Raw genomic sequence first — 18,390 nt, forward strand, 5'->3', positions numbered from 1 at the left:
GATGAAAACGTTGTCAAAATTACATTTAATTAGCCTATGTTATTTACTCGGTGCCTGTGGTGAATCAACTCAGCAAGCAGATAACACTGAAGTAAAAACAACAGAGCAAAATACTGTCGCCAGTAAATTGTTCACTAATATTACCGCAACAAGCGGCATTAACTATGTTAATGGTTATGAGCGTATGACGAACTTAACCGAAGTACAAAAGTTTTGCGGGGGTTTAGCGGTAGGTGATTTTGACAACGATCAATTACTCGATGTCTTTATTGTACGGGGTGATATAGGTCATCATCTTTTATACAAAAACTTAGGTAATAATCAATATAAAGAAGTCAGTCTTGATGTCGGCCTCAATATTCAAAAGCATTGGGGCTGCGGCCCTACTTTTGCTGATATCGATGGCGATGCCGATTTAGATTTATTTATTGGCGGTATAGAAGGTCATCCAAGCTTTTTGTTTGAAAATACACAAGATCAGCAAGGTAATATTAAGTTTGAAGATATAACCGCAAAAGCAGGTTTACATGAAATAACCGCAAGTAATACGATTTCTGCGTCATTTGGTGACTACAACAAAGATGGCTTACTTGATCTATTTTTAACCCATTGGGGAGTACCAGCCAGTGCACCAAAGCAACATCTCTGGCAAAACCAAGGAAACAATCAATTTATTAATGTCTCTGAAGCAAGTGGTATTGCAACTCAAATCATCACAAAACCCACTAGCACCGCCATGTTTGGTGATCAGACTGATTATTCGTTTGCGGCTAGCTTTAACGATATTAATAACGACAACTACCCTGACCTTTTAGTTGTTGCAGATTACGGTACTTCACAAGTTTTTATCAATCAAAAAAACGGTCGCTTTAAAAATGCAACAACACAAGTCATTAAAGATGAAAATGGCATGGGTTCAGCGATCGGCGATATTGATAACGACGGTGATTTAGATTGGTTTGTTAGCGCAATTTATGGCTTAAGCTCTCCCGGTAATCGCCTATACATTAATGAATTCAATAACGTAAACAGCGATGAAATTTTTAGCGATGCAACAGACCAGCTCGGTTTAGCAGATGGCGGTTGGGGATGGGCGGCCTGCCTCGCTGATTTTAACGGTGATGGATACTTAGACATATTTCATGTTAATGGCTGGTCGGCTGGCCTATTTGATATCGATTATGGTCAAGACCATTCTCGCCTATTTCTATCTGATCGTGCGCAAGCACAAAAAGACAACGCCTTTATTCGTTTTAATGAAGAATCATTTGCAGCGGGCATTACGGATCAAGAACAAGGCCGTGCTATCAGCTGCTTTGATAGTGACCAAGATGGCGATGTGGATATTTTAGTTTTGAATAACGATGATACCAGCGCGATCCTTTATCAAAATAATAGTCAAGCCAATAATTTTGTAATTAATTTGCAAGGAAAAGAACCCAATACACAAGCTATTGGCGCAAAAATATTTGTTACCGCAGGAGACTTGACTCAAATGCGAGAAGTCTCTTCGGGCAATAATTTTACGTCACAAAACCCTACACAGCAATACTTCAGCCTAGCCCAATACACTCGGATAGATGAATTACGAATTGAATGGCCGGATGGTCAAATAACATCCATCAAAGAAATAAATGCCAATCAAACATACACAATTAAACACCCAAATAAATAATTTAAACGATCACAACAAGGTAATTAGAGGACTCTATGAAAAGTAAAATAACAAGCTTAAAACTAAGCGGCATAAGTGTTGCTTTAATCATGGCATTACAAGGTTGTAATAGCGAAGCACCCGCACCTAAAACGCCAGTGCAATCACCTATAGTACAACCAAAACCAGGTCAAGAATCGTATTCAATGCTAAAACAAGACGGTACGATGTGGATGAATCAAGAAAATCAAAAAGTATCTCTGCGTGGGATCAACTTAGGTAATTGGCTCGCCATGGAAATGTGGATGTTTGGTTCTGAAGCCCCCTTTGGTGATGGCATTACCGATCAATGTACTTTAGAAGCCGCATTAGAATCTCGATTCACAGATGATGAAATAAAAAACATATTTACAAAATTTCGCGATAATTGGATCACCAGTAAAGACTGGGATGTTATTAAAGCAAGCGGTTTTAATGTTGTTAGAGTTCCCTTTTTATACGATCTAATTGAAAATGATGATATGCCTAAAACATTAAATGAAGATGCTTGGGTTTATCTTGATCGTGCCATCGCAGAAGCTAAAGAACGCCAGATGTACATTATCCTCGATTTACACGGTGCAGTTGGCCGCCAAGGCGAAGAGCAACACTCTGGCTGTGCAGGTAAAAATGAACTTTGGAATAATAACGAATACCAAGATCGTACGGCGTGGTTATGGCAACAAATAGCAGCAAAATACAAAGATGAAGCAACAGTTGCGGGTTATGGCTTACTAAATGAACCTTGGGGTACTGACTCTGAAACATTAAAAGACGTTTCGGTTGATTTATATAAAGCCATTAGAGCTATTGATACCAACCACATCATTATTTTACCAGGACATAATTCTGACGGGATAAAAGCATATGGCGACCCTTATGATTTGGGCATGGAAAATGTAGCCTTTGAAATACATCAGTATCCTGGACTATTTGGCTGGGGAGAAACAGGGTATGAAGTTCACAGAGATTGGTTAACTTGTGGTGAAAATGGCGAAACAGGTGTTTGTGATTGGGCCACGCGTTTAAGTAAAGTTTACACCCCCGTTTTAGTCGGCGAGACTCAACCTTGGCTAGGCTTGGGTGATTTAGGCGGTGATATTACACGAGCGACGTTTGATACATTTAATGATTTAAATTGGGCGGCAACAGCTTGGTCATATAAAACATTATCAAATGCAGGCGGTCAAGGTGGCGGCCAATGGGGCTTAGTAACCAACACCGGTGATCAATTATTAGTTAAAGCACAAACTTGGGCTTGTAATGACTGGGAAAGCACATTTGCTAATGCCTGTGACGGTGCCGCCCGTAGCACAACCCCTTATCAAGGCGAAGGCAGTAAAACGATGTACCTTGTTATTAAAACAGGGGCTTTCAATGGTACCGATGTCACTTACGACAATATTAAATTAACCAATGACACCACTGGCGAAAATATTCTCATAAATGGTGACTTTGGCAGTGATGATTCATGGACGGAAGTTTCACTTTGGGGCGATCCACGCACTTACGATTTTCAATATGCCGCCGGTGAATTTGCGGGTAGTGATACAGGCCATGGGCTCAGAATTACATCTCCTGCAGGTAACCACAGTTTAATTTACCAAGCCGTAGAAGTAGAAGGTGGGCAATCTTACACCATCTCAGGTAAATTTAAAGATAATGGTGACAACAACAACGATATGTGGGCTGAAATCTACTTAGTCCCTGATATGCCGCAAGAATGGGTAGATGTAACCGGTCGTTCACTACCAAGTATCGATGTAAATAATTCATCACTTAATGATATTAATACCTTCTTCGAGTCATTTGGCACGATGGATTATGTTATAAATCAAGGTGTTGTCGATGCATTAACCGCTGACGAAAAACCGAAAATTTTCACCAATATCCCAACAAAACCAACAGATCTTAATTTAACCGTTACAGACAATTCGGTCGCGTTAACATGGCAACCAAGCACGGGTGATATAAATGGTTATAAAATATTTAGATCCACGGCACCTCGTTCGGGCTTCAAAGCTATTGGCAGTGCCGATACAACCCAATACCTTGATGAAAGCATTAGTAGTGGTATTACCTACTATTACTATGTTGCAGCCTACAACGATATAGACCAAGGTTACGGTAGTAACATTGAAGCGAGCGGTGATACCTTCTACCCAATCCCAGGTAAGCTAGAAGCTGAAAGTTACAGTGCCGCCCACCCTGGTGTAGAAACCGAAACAGCAGGCGACGAAGGCGGCGGATTTAACATTGGTCACTTCGAAATTGATCGCTGGGTAAGCTATGATGTAAAAGTTTTAGAAGCAGGTGAGTATACGGTTTCATATCGCTTAGCCACGTTACCCGGAAGTGATGGCTTTGAAATGCAATTTGATGGCACAACAGTAGACACTGTTACCATTCCTTCAACAGGTGGTTGGCAAGACTATGTCACGATCACCTCAAAGGTGACATTAAGCGAAGGACAACAAACGTTACGTTTTGTATCACAAGGTAAAGAATGGAACTTCAATTGGATTAGCTTTACAAAAGATTAATCATAAAGACGATAAAGATACCCAAACAATTAACGTTGTTTGGGTATTTTATTATTCAAGCCTAATGAGGTTCCCCCTATGTACATCGTCAAAATAAAAAGGTATTTAATTAAGTCTTTCACTGATAAAATACCAAATGAAATCGAAATCACTATTCGTTTAAAACGAGAATATCATTCACTATGTCAAATCTAAGAATCAAGGATATCGCGCAAAGAGCGGGAGTATGTCAAGCCACCGTATCGAGAACATTACGTAATCCAGATATAGTTTCGCCTAAAACACGCAAAAAAGTGATGGCTGTTGTAGATGAACTTGGCTTTACGCCAAATAAACTCGGTGCTAGTTTGCGTAATGGTCGTTCAGGTAATATTGTTGTCATCACACCCGATATAACTAACCCCTATTTTTCACCTATTGTTCGCTCTATTGAAAAAGTCGCGATGGCTAAAGGTTACTCTGTTCTACTCGGTGATACTCAAGAAGATCCTTCACGTGAGTTCCAGTTTGGTGACTTATTAATGAGCAGCCAAGCAGATGGGATCATTATTTCGTCACAACGTTTGCCTTTTAACACTAAAGTACATAAAAACATTATTAACAATCTTCCACCCATTGTAAGTACTGCAGAAGTCGTTGAGCACGCTGATATACCAAAGGTTGTGGTAGACAATGTTGCAATTGCCGAAACCGCAGTTCAGCACTTAATTGATCAAGGTCATACGACTATTGCGGCAATAGCAGGCATCGAATCACATCGCAGTACAGTTCAACGCTTACAAGGTATGAAAAACGTATTATCGGCGGCCGGTTTACCCTTTGAAGAGAAGTTAGTTTACTACGGCAATTACACAACAGAATCGGGGGTTGCAGGGGTAAAAAAGCTACTGCAGCAACGGCAAAGGCCCACCGCTCTATTTTGTTTTGGCGATATGATGGCAATAGGTGCAATGCATGCGTTAAGAGAGCTCGACTTTTCAATACCGGACGATATATCTGTCATTGGCATTGATGATATTTTATTTGCTCAGTATTGCTACCCGCCTTTAACCAGTGTTGCCCAGCCACTAAGCACAATAGGTGAAACTTGTGCCAACACCTTAATTGATCTTATTGAAGGCCGAACGCCCGAAAAACAGCTTAATATTATGCCGCACAAATTAATGCAGCGAGGAAGTACCAAAGCGCCGCGATAAATTAGCTTTTATCATGTTCATCATGAATGATGATTCAAACATACAATAGAGGATTAATTACTTTTGTTGATAAAAAAATACCTTTCATTATCTAGTTTTTACTTCTTTTATTGTGCCATATTAGGGTCTATTTTACCTTTCTTCGGCGTTTACTTAAAAGCTAACGGCTATTCAACGTCATTAATCGCATTAACCAGTGCTATTCTATTAGCCTCTAATATTGTAGCGCCTAATTTTTGGGGTTGGTTAAGCGACAAAACGGGTCGCCGTGGTAAAATAATTCAACTAGGTAATTTATTAGCCTGCTTTTCTTTTGCGTTATTATTTTGGACACAAAGCTATTGGAGCATTATTTTTGTCGTTGCCACTTTTAGTTTCTGCTGGCAAGGTCTTATTGCGCAATTTGAAGTGGTAACACTAACCAGTATAAAAGGAACCGCCATCAGTTACGGTCGAGTTAGGATGTGGGGCTCAATCGGTTTTGTCGGTGCTGTATCTTTGTTGGGGTTGTTTTTCGAACAGACCTCTATTCATTATTTCCCACATGTCACGTTATGCTTATTTATTTTGCTTTGGATAAGCACACTGCTTATTCAAGACTCAACACAACAACAAGAAAAGCAAAGCTCAGGCGGTTTACTTAACACATTAAAAAAACCAACAATGGTTTTATTACTTACCGCTATTTTATTCGTTAATATAAGTCACGGCATTTATTACACTTTTTTTAGTATTTACCTAGAAGCGTTAGGTTACAGCAGTGGCACAATAGGTGCCCTGTGGACAACAGCCGTAGTCGCTGAAATACTTATGTTCATCGTTATTAATAAGTTATTTAAACATCTTTCTTGGCATTTTATATTACTGATTAGCTTAGTAATGGCAATTGTTCGCTGGGCCAGTATTACCTTTTTTGCTGATTCATTAATTGTACTTATGTTTTCACAAACTTTACATGCATTTACGTTTAGCGCTATTCATTCAATTATGATGGAACGCATTCAAGTTGAATTTAAACCGGAACACCAAGGCCGTGGACAAGCCATTTATAATTCAGTTTGTGTTAGCGCTGGCGCAGCATTAGGAGCGGGTATAGCAGGATTAACATGGGATTGGAGCCACTCTGGAACGTTTGGTATTTCGACTGCTTTTGCATTAGTGGCCTTATTTATCGCGATTTTAAGTGGGCTAAAAATGATGCAAACTCAAAAAATTTAAGCGCAAGTTGCCCCCGCTATCAAATTGGCACTAGCGCACCGAACAATGTTATTTACCCCCTGAACGAGGCTATTTTAGGTGGCTCTTTTCGGGCAACACAGCCCCCTTATACAGAGTTAAAGCATTTCTATTTGGCGCAACTAGATCATTAAAACGTTGCCCAGCCTAAAGATAGTTTTTGTATCAACGGGGGTGCAAAATTTATTCATCTCGAGAACTAGAACATTATTATAGTCAAAGCGATCGGGTTTTAGGGGAAGCCGTCAAGCTTCGAGACCTCATGAGCATATGCTCTACTATGTGATTGGGGCCGCCTAAATGGATTTAGGTGTTAGAACGACGCAGGAGCCAAAGTCGAGAGTAAGCGCTGACAATGAACCATAAAACCTGAGCGAGAAGACTATAGAATAAAAATAGATTAAAGATAGGCTAACAACACTTAATCTAACCTATGCTAAACTAGCAACAATCAAGGCCATATCACCTTTTAAAATTGCATCATCCAAATGATTTTAGCTATTACCCTTATTAATTTTTAGAGAAACACATGATAAACCAAATTAAAACACGCTACTGGTTGATTGCGTTAGCCGCTTTATTTGCTGTACTCACCTATTTTTCATTTTATTTTTGGTGGCAAGATAATCAACAACAACTCACCAATGGCATTAACGATGCACAAAAACAAGGTGAATTATTTGGTAAAAACAATACCCAATTAGCGTGTTTAGAACGTGTAATAAAAGACAGTGAACCTTGCAGAGAACTTGCTTGCAGCAATGCACATAAAGAATTTTTAAGTGCCTGTTTTGCTTACGCTCAACACTCAACTGAGATATGTGATCATACACCTGAAACCAGTGATTATTTTAGTACGGTGAGCTGGTCTGTGTCGAATTGTAAAAAACGCAAAATACGCAATGGCAGTTGCCCTAATATTATTAAAATTGTGCCGGCGCTATGCGAATTAAAAAACGCTGAGCAATAAGCCACATCTTAATTTTAAACGCGATATGTTGAAGCGACATAGGTTGAAAAGAGATATGTTCAAAAAATTATTAATTATGAGTTTCGCCTTACTGGCATTCGTTGCGGGTATGGCTTTATCGCAATGGTTTGAACAACAAAAAGTCGATAACAAAAATAGCGCTTGGCATCATCAATTTGATTCTAATGTGGCCAACATTAATACATTAAATGACATTAATAGCCGCTTGATTGTTATCGACTTTTGGTCAAGCTGGTGTAAGCCTTGTGTAAAATCATTACCCTATTACCTGGATTTTTTTAAACAATTCGATGAAAAAGAAATCACATTCATCACCATTAATTTAGATGTAGATAAACAACAAGCACTCGATTTCATCACTAAATACCAACTAGAGGCTTTAAACGTTTTTTATGATACCAACGGACAAGGGCAAAAGTTATTCTCTATTTCGGGTTTACCGGCCTTATTTATTTATGATCAACAACGCTTAGTCCATACAAAACTGGGCTTTAAAGAACAAGACAAACCGGAATTTGAAGCCTTAATTCAAAAACACCTGCTATCAAACAAACCTTCATAAACGCATTCATTTACGCTGTTAGTCTACCCATAAGGCTTTGCTTACTTGAACCGTCAATTCCCCCGATTAAAAACAAACATCACTCGATACGATGTGATCTGTTAGACTGCCCGCCTAAAACGTAAGCACAGCTATATTCCTAGCTTTAAGGTAGAAACATGCATAATTTATATTACAAAGGTCGCATTGAAACAGTACAAAAATATGGGACAAGTGGCTACAATCCTAATCGAAAAGCTAAACCAGGAACAGTGGATAACCCGCTCAACTTAACCGTAAAAACACAAGCCAGAGCAGATGAAGTAAACACAATACTGATAGAAAACAATTTAGTTGGCAACATCAGTATTGATGAAAGTGCAGCCGAAAATATTCTTGATTTAACCGGTTTTTTAAATAAACCAAAACCACAAACTGCAGCCATTAAACACGATAGAAACGCACCTTGTTTTTGCGGTAGCGGTAAAAAACACAAAAAATGCTGCGCTTAGTTTAGGGTTAAATAGGCACATATCACAACCCAGAAAATCGAAAATAACGCGGGATCATTAGCAATATACTTCGATTAAAACACAAACCCGGCAAGCTCCAAATTAAACCTGAGTTGAACCGGGCAAGCTCCCCCCCCTTTCGACAATGACAAATCAACACAAACGACGTGTACATTAACTTTAAATGATCTATACCGACTCAAAGATAAATGAGTAAACTGCAAAATATATTGAGAACATCATTTTAAAATGATTAACCACTCACCTCTACTCTCGTCAAGTTATTAATACCAATCCGTAATAATAAGTGCCCACTCAGCGAGCGTTTAAATGCGCTTAATCAAGGCGCTTGAATGAAAGAATAGTGGTGCTCTTTTGAGTTCGAGCAACACAGAGTAAGCGCATTTAAAACTCGCCTGAAAGGAATGCCCCAGCGGCTTTTGATCTGCGTTATCGGTATTTGAAAGGGAACAACCATTCCTACACACCGACGCCTTGTTCAAAAACCGCTGGATGCATTCTGAGAGATCACTTATTAATATGGATTGGTATAAGTCAGGTTATTTTGAAAAATATCACCAATGGCATCACTAATTTTAATGCGGTTAAACCCATACATTGCCCCTATTAGCATATCGATTTTTATGTAAGCCGAGCAAATCCTGCATCAGCTCATTGTTACTCGCAAGAGAGGCGAATGAGCAAGCTAATCAATATTTAACCCACTCGTTTTTTAATAACAATGCCTAACTTTTTAGCTAAGCGGCTCAAGTTAGCACGGTCGGTTTGCAAAATACGGGCGGTTGCCGCCATATTATGATCTTGCTCAACCAAAGTTTGCATAATCAATTGCTGTTGAAAAGCTTGAGTGGCTTCTTTTAAGCTTTTATTGGCAGAGAAGGAAGACGAATAAGAGTCGACTAAATGCGGAGCCAAACGGCTTGCATCGTGATTGGCAACCGACGATATCGAAGGCGCATCATTAACTTCATGTGCTAACAAAACAGCTTCAGATTGATCTTTTTGCATTAAATCAACCGACGCACCCTCTAAGGTGATCGTTGAAGACATTTGCGCTTCTCGTGCTTTAATTGCCGCCCGATCAATTACGTGCTCTAACTCTCGCACATTACCTGGCCAAGCATAACGCGACAATTGAGTTAATAAATCAGTCGTTAATTTAACTTGGCTTAAGCCTAACTTGCGGCGAGCAGATTCAGCAAAATAACCCGCTAATAAAATAACGTCGTTTTCTCGTGCTTTTAAAGGCGGTACGTTGATAGGATAAACACTTAAGCGATGATACAAATCGGCTCTAAACCGCCCCCGTTCAACTTCTTCTATTAAATTACGATTAGTCGCCGCGATCACTCTTACATCCACGGTGCGAATTTTATCTTGACCCACGGTTTGTATTTCTTGGTTTTGCAATACCCGCAATAGCTTGCTTTGTGCTGCTAACGGTAACTCCCCTATTTCGTCTAAAAATAACGTACCGCCGTCGGCTAATATAAATTTACCGCTGCGATCTTTATCAGCACCGGTAAACGCACCTTTAACATGGCCAAACAATTCACTTTCTATTAAGTTTTCGGGTAACGCAGCGCAATTAACATAAACTAAAGGCTTGTCTGATCTAGATGATTTATGATGAATTTGACGCGCAACCAGTTCTTTACCAACGCCTGTAGCGCCACTAATAAGCACCGTAAAAGGTGATGCGGCCACAATATCAATATCTTTTTTTAAGGCTAGCATTAATGGGCTATCGCCAATTAACTCGCCGCTATCACGCAGCAACACAGATTGGCTTAATTCTGCAACGACCTGCTTAGAATGCAAAGCTTGATGCTCCATCAACTCAATCATTAAAGCGGTATTTAAGGTCGCTGACGATATAGCTGCAATAATTTCGAGCGTATCTTGAGCAATGGTATCAAATGCGTTTGGCGTAAAACTATCAAGCGTGAGTATACCGATTAACTTATCGGCAAAATATAACGGGATCCCCATACAAGCATGAATCGGTAAATCACCTTGCATATCGACCACCAAACCATCGTAGGGATCAGGTAAAGGGCAATCAGCAAAAAACCGTGTGGGCGTTTTAGCTTGGCATATTTCCACAAACCGAGGATGCTCAGCAACCACAAAACGTCTACCCATTGTGTCTTGGCTTAACCCTTTTGTAGCTAACGGTTTAAGAATATCACCCCGAAAAGCCAAAATAGCGATTGCATCACATTCAATCGTTTTGCTGATGGTATCGAGCAAACCATGATAGCGTTCTTGTTCGCTTAAATTATCCGCTAAGCTATTAGCGAAATTTAAACCTAAATTAAGCACTAAATTAAGTAACGATTCAGAGGTAATAGCTTGCATTAAAACATCTTTTTATAACGAGAGAAGTTGATAGCATACATAAAAAACACACAAGAGTCATTTTAACATCAAAATACACGAGTCATAAAGACTCATATTTTTTAACTTAGAAAAACAAAAAACGTCAACCTATTGATAATTAATTACTTTATTAACTTGGAACACCCTTTGCAATTTCACTATGAGTACGCTGATGAGTCACCCAAAACGATAAGGTTTTTAACCAAATGATCCAAATAAATGAACCCAATGTGCAAACGAATCAAAAGATCACATTCAACTCAATTTTTGCTTTAGCCTTTAGATCTTTCTTTTTACTCGCGACCATAGCGTCTGTTGCTGCGCTCGTAAATTGGAGCTTGATCCTGAATGGCATGCTTAACTATTCCGTCTCAGGTCTTAACCCTGTTGTTTGGCATTTACATGAAATGTTGTTTGGTTTTGCCGCGACTGTCGCTGCCGGCTTTTTATTAACCGCCGTACAAACATGGACCGGACTACCCAGTATACAAGGTACAAAATTAGCCTTATTAGTGGTTATTTGGTTAAGCGTACGCGCCGCTATTTGGGTAAATACCCCTGCAAGTTTATGGCTAGCCATGATCTTACAATTCATTTGGTGGTTAAGTGTTATTGCCACAATGAGCCGTATGGTTTGGCTGAGCAAAAATAAGCGTAATTATTTATTTGTTCCGCTATTACTCATGATCATGATGATGAACGTTGGTATTTTATTAGCGGATATGACTAACCAACCCGAGCTGGCATTACATATTGGCAGAGTAACCATTTTATTATTTGTGGTTATGATGACCATTGTAGGCGGTCGCGTGATCCCCTTTTTTACGGCCCGCGGCGCTCAAGTCGCTTCGGTACTGGCTAATCCAATGATCGAAATAGCCGTTATTACCGTTACATTAATGGGTTTATTTAGTTTTGCGGTCGGTTATTTTTTCAGTGAAATAAAATGGCTTGGTTTTATCGCACTGGGTGTAAGTGGCATTTTACAACTCATCCGCATTAAAAATTGGCACACGATAAAAACACTCAATGTTCCACTACTTTGGTCTTTGCACTTAGCCTATATATGCATGATTATCGGTTTGGTTTTATTTAGTCTTTCAGCTTTTATTACCGCTATTACCCTAAGCTCGGCTATACATACGATCACGATAGGGGCGATCTCATTAATGATTTTTGCCATGATGGCCAGAGTTTCATTAGGCCATACCGGTAGGCCTTTACAGGTTTCTTTTATGGTTAGTTTGCTCTTCATTTGTATTGTGATGGCGTTAATCGCCCGTGTGGTATTGCCTGTTTTTATGAGCCCGTTAATAGCGTGGAATATAAGCGTTAGCTGTTGGGGTTTTGCGTGCCTGTTATTTTTATGGCGTTATCTGCCAATTTTGTTAAAACCTAGATTGAACTAGCATCGACCAAATATTAAGGCATTACGCCTTATTACACCTGAATACGATTATAAAAAGCACTGAGTTTAGCGATAACATTAGGCTGAGTGCCCTACACCTTTCAAAAACTGCATACTGACAACCCAATGCTACCAATGCCACTTACTTAAAATAATTTGTGATAAACTCAAACTCTTAAAATTTATAGCCAAGAGACTTAGAGATAAACCCAAGTCACTTGGCTATAAATAGCTAAAAGCGCAGTTTAAACACGTCATATTAAGGATTAATCATGAAAAAATTATTATTAGCGATCGGTTTATCAGCACTCATAATAGGCTGTTCAGACAACGAAGTGGGTGATGTATCACTCGGTTTATTTACGATGCAAGATATCAAATTAGACCAAATGATCGATCCTATTGTCACCGGTGTTACCTGCCATGTCGCTTCGGTAGAAGCCAATTTAAGTTTGTCTGACCCAAGTGATAGCTCAATATCATGCCGGCAAACCGGTGAAATAACCGCTGAAATGATAGCGCAAATTGATAAAAGTAAATCTGGAGATGTCGTGTTTAAAAAGTCAAAAAGCATTTTTTTTAAAAACATGAAAATTAGACGAATATTTGATGCTAAAAATCAAACGCTCATGTATTTATCATACTCAACTAAAGAAACAGAAGGCAGCTTTAAACATAGCTTATCGACAGTGCCACTTTGGGGCACAAAAGCTTATATCGCAATGTAATATTAATCGCCGTTGTTAAAATGAGCCACTATTAAAAAACCGTAATCAAAAACAAATAAAAAAGGTGATTAACTCAGATACTCACTAATCACCTTCATTTTATTAATACCAATACAGTGCTTGGATCACAAAAAATACGAAATACAGATCACAGACACCACACTAAACACAATCCCAACAACAATAATAAAAAGCTCATCATCTTCAACTTTATTACCTCGCGGGTAACGGCCAAGCGTGATCATCAACAAAAAAAGACGGCCAATCCAATAAAATAAAAATTCGCACATGGCTTCGATTAATATACCCAAGTCACTTCAAGATACTAGTTCAGAGCCCCTGAGCGATTTTAATTCTAGGCGTATTAATGCAGGAATGTAGCCCCCTTTCAAGTTAATACAACGACGAAGTAATATCGCTCAGGGGCTCCGTCCCGGTGGGTTTTAAATTGATTTATGCGGTGTTAAACAGGCTTAATTTAACCCGTTAAACTTGCACCTGTTTGCCTTGCCTACAGGACGTAGGTACTTAGCGAGAGCAGGATGCGGAAGCTGTGCCTAAATCAATTTAAATTCCCACTGAACCCTGCATTTTGAAGTGACTTGGGTATACAGATCGAATAAGTCGAAATAAGCCCTTAAATAAACCTTCACTTAACTCTTCCATCACCATCCTTATTATTTTAATCGCGCACAAGTAAACCAGAGTTGAGGTAAGTTAAGATATTCGCCACTAAAAGACAATTAATACAATATACTTAGCCTAAACAAAATACACATTCACCGACCCTATTTTCAAAGAAAGTATCAATAGAGATATCAATGAAGCTATCAATAAAAGTAAAAATGAAGGTATAAATGCCAATCACGCCGGTTTCTCGCACCGCAACAGCCGCTTTAGGTATAGGCCAGGTTTCGTCATTTTTTGTTAATAATGGTATTTGGATTTTAGCCTTACCTTTTTATCAAATGACCTTAGGGCTCGACCCTTTTTTACTGAGCTTAGCCTCGGCCATTCCCGTATTAATCGCAACGTTTATTGGCCCTTGGGTGGGTAATGTAGTCGATCGTTATAAACATCGGCATGGCACGCGCAAGCCTTTTATCGTTGGCGCTGGGGCAATTTGTAGTGTGTTATTTGGCAGTGTTTGGATGGTGCCGATTGACTGGCCTAGCAATTGGCAATTTGCCTATTTGTTTATTATCGCGCTCACTTTTTATATCTCTTCAACCTTTTATACGATCCCGATGACATGCTTACAATATGAAATAAGCACAGAGACTCGGCAGCGAACTAAAGTGATCGCCATCACTGCCGTCTTTAGTAAATTATGTGCCATTGCTAATCAGTGGGCCTTTCCTATTTCTCAATTAGCCATCTTTAGCTCGGCGGTTGCTGGGGTGCAATTTGTGGGTTGGTTTATTGCCCTTGTGTTAATCGCACTTTGTGGTTTAGCACCAGTGATAGGCGTAAAAGAAAGCCCCAACACGGTAAAATACGAAAAAATAGAATCGTCCTCACTGAGTAAAAATATGTTACGCACCCTTAAAAATAAACAGTTTTTAGTCATATTGGGCATATCTTTTTTTGTGATGGCCGGCATTTATTATTCTGCCAGTGTTGATTATTACCTCATTGTTTATTACATGTGTAACGGTGATATTGCAGAAGGATCAATTTGGAAAGGTGTTTTGTCAACCTCGTTTGCCATTATGGGCATTGCATCTATTCCGCTTATTGTAAAACTATCAAGTCACGTGGGTATACCCAAAGCATTACAGATTATATTTTTGTTAAATGCGTTAGGCGGTTTAATTAAATGGTTTTTATTTGTACCCGAAGTGCGTTGGTTAATCAGTTTAGATGCACTTTTTTGTTGTTTAGTTTGGTCGGCGATGGGGGTGTTAATACCTTCACTTATCGCTAAAATTTGTGACGAAGAACAAAGCAAAAATAATGAAGATAACAAAGGCTTATTTATATCAGTGCAAGCATGGGTATTGCATGTAAGCAGCAGCCTAGCCATTATAGCCTCGGGTTATACTTTAAATTTAATTGGCTTTGACGCTAATTTAGGGGCCGAACAAACCGAGTTTTCATTGCAAGCTATGCGCTATATTTTGTCCGGTGGTACTATTTTATTTAGCCTTTTGGCTTGGGGTTTATTAACCGCATCTAAGCTATCGTCAAGCAACACCTAATCAAAAAAATGATGAGGTGTTAAGCATTTTTTATTATCAATAACAGAGATTTTTCATGGCTGATACGTCAAAAATAGAACCATTTAAAAATTTATTAAATGAAACGGTCATTCGAGAAATGGCAGCCTATTTACAGCAGAACTATGCTGAATTTAATCAAGCGCAATTTATTAACGATGCTTTAACGCAATTTGACACATTAGAATTAAAACAACGCACCGATCGCATCACTCAATGCATGGTAACCCACCTGCCCGCTAACTTTGAACATTCCGCTCAAATAATTAAAGCCAGCTTAGGCCAACCACTCGGCGATGGTGATATATCCGCAACCGAAACCGATGGAACAGGTATATCGGGTTGGGTGATTATCGCCGTTGCCGAATTTGTTGTAGAACAAGGTCATAACCATTTTGATTTAACCATGTCATTATTAAAAACGTTAACTCAGCATTGCACCGCTGAATTCGCTATTCGCCCTTTAATATTGGCCAACCAAAATGCCACACTTGATACCTTACAATCTTGGATTAATGATAAAAATCATCATGTGCGCCGTTTAATTTCTGAAGGCACAAGGCCCAGGTTACCTTGGGGTATTCGTTTAAAACCCTTTATTGATGATCCAGATCCCGTGATTAAATTACTTGAGCAATTAAAAGATGATAGCTCAGAGTATGTACGCCGCTCAGTCGCTAATAATTTAAACGACATCGCTAAAGATCACCCTGATCGCGTCGCAGATATTGCAGAGCAATGGCTGCTCAACGCCAGCAACGAACGCATAAAATTAGTTAAACACGCTTGCCGAACACTCATAAAACAAGGCCATAAAAAAACACTGCTGATATTGGGCTACGGCCCCGCCGCAATAAAAAATGTCAATTTAACCTTAGATTCAAATGTTGTTGAATTCGGCACCGCGTTAAATTTTAATTTGACCTTGCAATCAACCAATCAACAACCACAAGCATTAATGATCGACTATATTATCCATCATCAAAAATCGAACGGTTCAACCAGTCCAAAAGTGTTTAAGTGGCGAACCACATCAATAACACCCACTAAAACATTACAAATTGAAAAACGTCATGCCATCAAAAAAATAACCACCAGAACATACTACCCCGGTAAACACAGGCTCGAGATCGTGATCAATGGTCAATCAGTTGCGCAAGCCGATTTTGATTTAAAGATGTAAGGCGGGGTTCGTTTCCAAAAAATATTATTATGCAAAAGCTATCGTGCAGGGCCGTCATCAAAGCTATCGTGAAGAACAATCATCATAACCCCACTCAAGTAGGTTGGCGCTAAGCTTGCGCAGCCCAACGTAACGGCACGTATGATATATTAAAATGGCGGTTTTTGAGTTAGCAAAGAGTGTTGGGCTTCATGCTTCTGCCCAACCTACTTGGCTATAAATAATATCTTCTGCTCCATCGGGCTTGTACAGCAATTTGATTAAGTGCCAGCTTCGCGACACCTATCCTTATTTATTAGGTGAATTATGCGTAAGTAACTAAATTATTGTACCTTGCTAGAATATCAGGGTGTTTTCTTAGTCGCTCTTCTACATCAAATGAGTTCCACCAAACAATTGAATTCTGTTCCTTACGATCTTTTTGCCTCTCGAGCATTTCCGTTAGATCTCTAGTTATTTGAGTGTTTACTACTAGCATATAACCATCAGGTCGATAGTCGAAAATGGTATCAGCTACATCAACATCAGCTTTACCAACAGACGACTTCTTGGATGTACTTAGATTCGTTTTACATTGAACAATCATTTTTCCGATTTGTATAGAACTTACATCTTTCGATACTTGGTACTCGTTGTGTAACATATTGTATTCACATATTAGATCGCGACCATTATCCCCCTGATTAGTTGGGGCTACTTTTTTAACAGAAAAAACCCAAGCTTCTCTGTTCAGAAGTTCAAGAATCAAATCTTCAAATTCAGCACTTTTCTTCCGGTCAGATATGTTCCACTCAAATTTTTGGCTACCAAAAAGTAATTCTATTTCATGTTGTTGCCGAGCCCTTATGAGCTCTTTTTCTGAATTGACGGAATCTAAACCACTATTCGTATACTTCATTACTACATGTGAGTCAGTAATAAATACCAAATGATTTTCTTGTGGTACAACTTCAATATCTGATACATCACCGATGGATTCTAGAATTGTTTTTACAAAACACGTTTCCTCATGAGAGATTGTGTTATGCATATCATTGTGAATCTCAATAGTTGATTCAACACCATCAATCTTACTAATTTCGTTACTATTTTTAGTTAAAAAGCCTTTCAAGGTTTTTGCTATGTGTGGATTTTTGCAAACAGAGAAGCCAGCTGAAAAACTTCTGAAATAAAACCAGTCTGGGTTTTTACGGAGGTTTGATACATGCGATTCATTATCACCAATTGCTTTAACAATAGAGTTAACCCAAGATTGAAGTTCTGGTGAATCATACGAGAAGTCGTCTTCGTCTGAGTCATTTGCACCAAGTAAGTCTCCTTGATACATATGAAAAATATAAAGATCAAACAAAATTCCAAACAGAGAATCAAAGTCCTGCTTACTATTTTTCCTTATTCGCTCATTAAGTGGCTGTGAAGGAAACCAATACATCCCATAAAGTTCATCATCTATTCCGCTAAACTCATTATGCTGCCCAAGAAAGCGAAAAGAGCCATGGCCATTGCATTTTGTAATCGTGGTTAAAACGGTTGGAATCATATCGTGAAGGTCGGTAACTTCTTCAATTCGCCTTTTACGAAGATAAAAATATGGCAACATTCGTTCGTCATCAAGATCATGCAGGATGATATGCCAGAAGGGGCAACACTCTAAGCCAATTTTTATATTTCCATCTTTAAATTTTTCAGCGCTAAAGCCTAGGGTTTCAATTTTAGTTATAAATTCTTCGATCATAT

At 39.0% G+C, this 18,390-nt stretch carries 13 protein-coding genes; 11 read left to right on the top strand and 2 right to left on the bottom strand.

Going from position 1 to position 18,390, the window contains the following annotated elements:
* Position 1 precedes the first annotated feature (1 nt).
* From DPX34_RS07215 to DPX34_RS07245, 7 genes are all read left to right on the top strand, one after another.
* Positions 2–1,675, top strand: coding sequence for a CRTAC1 family protein (locus tag DPX34_RS07215; protein WP_111977734.1), 1,674 nt, complete (start codon positions 2–4; stop codon positions 1,673–1,675).
* Positions 1,676–1,710: 35 nt separating this feature from the next.
* Positions 1,711–4,236, top strand: a complete 2,526-nt coding sequence (locus tag DPX34_RS07220; RefSeq protein WP_111977735.1) for a cellulase family glycosylhydrolase — start codon at positions 1,711–1,713, stop codon at positions 4,234–4,236.
* 182 nt (positions 4,237–4,418) lie between these two features.
* Positions 4,419–5,432, top strand: coding sequence for a LacI family DNA-binding transcriptional regulator (locus DPX34_RS07225; RefSeq protein WP_111977736.1), 1,014 nt, complete (start codon positions 4,419–4,421; stop codon positions 5,430–5,432).
* Positions 5,433–5,495: 63 nt separating this feature from the next.
* Entirely contained in the window at positions 5,496–6,650 is a 1,155-nt protein-coding gene (locus tag DPX34_RS07230; protein ID WP_111977737.1) for an MFS transporter, read from the top strand.
* 547 nt (positions 6,651–7,197) lie between these two features.
* Positions 7,198–7,638: a hypothetical protein gene (locus tag DPX34_RS07235; protein ID WP_111977738.1), complete on the top strand. Its 441-nt coding sequence runs from the start codon at positions 7,198–7,200 to the stop codon at positions 7,636–7,638.
* Positions 7,639–7,693: 55 nt separating this feature from the next.
* Complete coding sequence (locus tag DPX34_RS07240) at positions 7,694–8,221, top strand: TlpA family protein disulfide reductase (protein WP_157964643.1); 528 nt, start codon at positions 7,694–7,696, stop codon at positions 8,219–8,221.
* 158 nt (positions 8,222–8,379) lie between these two features.
* On the top strand, positions 8,380–8,712 hold the full coding sequence (locus DPX34_RS07245) for a PBPRA1643 family SWIM/SEC-C metal-binding motif protein (protein WP_111977740.1): 333 nt from the start codon (positions 8,380–8,382) through the stop codon (positions 8,710–8,712).
* Positions 8,713–9,429: 717 nt separating this feature from the next.
* Here the strand turns inward: DPX34_RS07245 and norR are convergent.
* Positions 9,430–11,094, bottom strand: a complete 1,665-nt coding sequence (gene norR / locus DPX34_RS07250; protein ID WP_111977741.1) for a nitric oxide reductase transcriptional regulator NorR — start codon at positions 11,092–11,094, stop codon at positions 9,430–9,432.
* A gap of 227 nt (positions 11,095–11,321) precedes the next feature.
* Here norR and DPX34_RS07255 point away from each other — a divergent pair, with 227 nt between their 5' ends.
* The 4 genes from DPX34_RS07255 (at position 11,322) to DPX34_RS07275 (ending at position 16,653) form a co-directional block, all read left to right on the top strand.
* Positions 11,322–12,524 (top strand): NnrS family protein, encoded by a 1,203-nt coding sequence (locus tag DPX34_RS07255; protein WP_111977742.1) that lies wholly within the window; start codon positions 11,322–11,324, stop codon positions 12,522–12,524.
* A gap of 271 nt (positions 12,525–12,795) precedes the next feature.
* Positions 12,796–13,251 (top strand): CreA family protein, encoded by a 456-nt coding sequence (locus DPX34_RS07260; RefSeq protein ID WP_111977743.1) that lies wholly within the window; start codon positions 12,796–12,798, stop codon positions 13,249–13,251.
* Between the two features lie 857 nt (positions 13,252–14,108).
* Positions 14,109–15,452, top strand: coding sequence for an MFS transporter (locus DPX34_RS07270; protein WP_111977745.1), 1,344 nt, complete (start codon positions 14,109–14,111; stop codon positions 15,450–15,452).
* A 55-nt stretch (positions 15,453–15,507) separates the two neighbouring features.
* Positions 15,508–16,653 (top strand): DNA alkylation repair protein, encoded by a 1,146-nt coding sequence (locus tag DPX34_RS07275; protein WP_111977746.1) that lies wholly within the window; start codon positions 15,508–15,510, stop codon positions 16,651–16,653.
* A gap of 304 nt (positions 16,654–16,957) precedes the next feature.
* On the opposite strand, the gene DPX34_RS07280 is transcribed toward DPX34_RS07275, so the two are convergent.
* Positions 16,958–18,388, bottom strand: coding sequence for a hypothetical protein (locus tag DPX34_RS07280; protein WP_157964644.1), 1,431 nt, complete (start codon positions 18,386–18,388; stop codon positions 16,958–16,960).
* Between the last annotated feature and the right edge of the window lie 2 nt (positions 18,389–18,390).

It is taken from the genome of Algibacillus agarilyticus (genome assembly GCF_003286125.1).
Classification (GTDB): domain Bacteria; phylum Pseudomonadota; class Gammaproteobacteria; order Enterobacterales; family Alteromonadaceae; genus Algibacillus; species Algibacillus agarilyticus.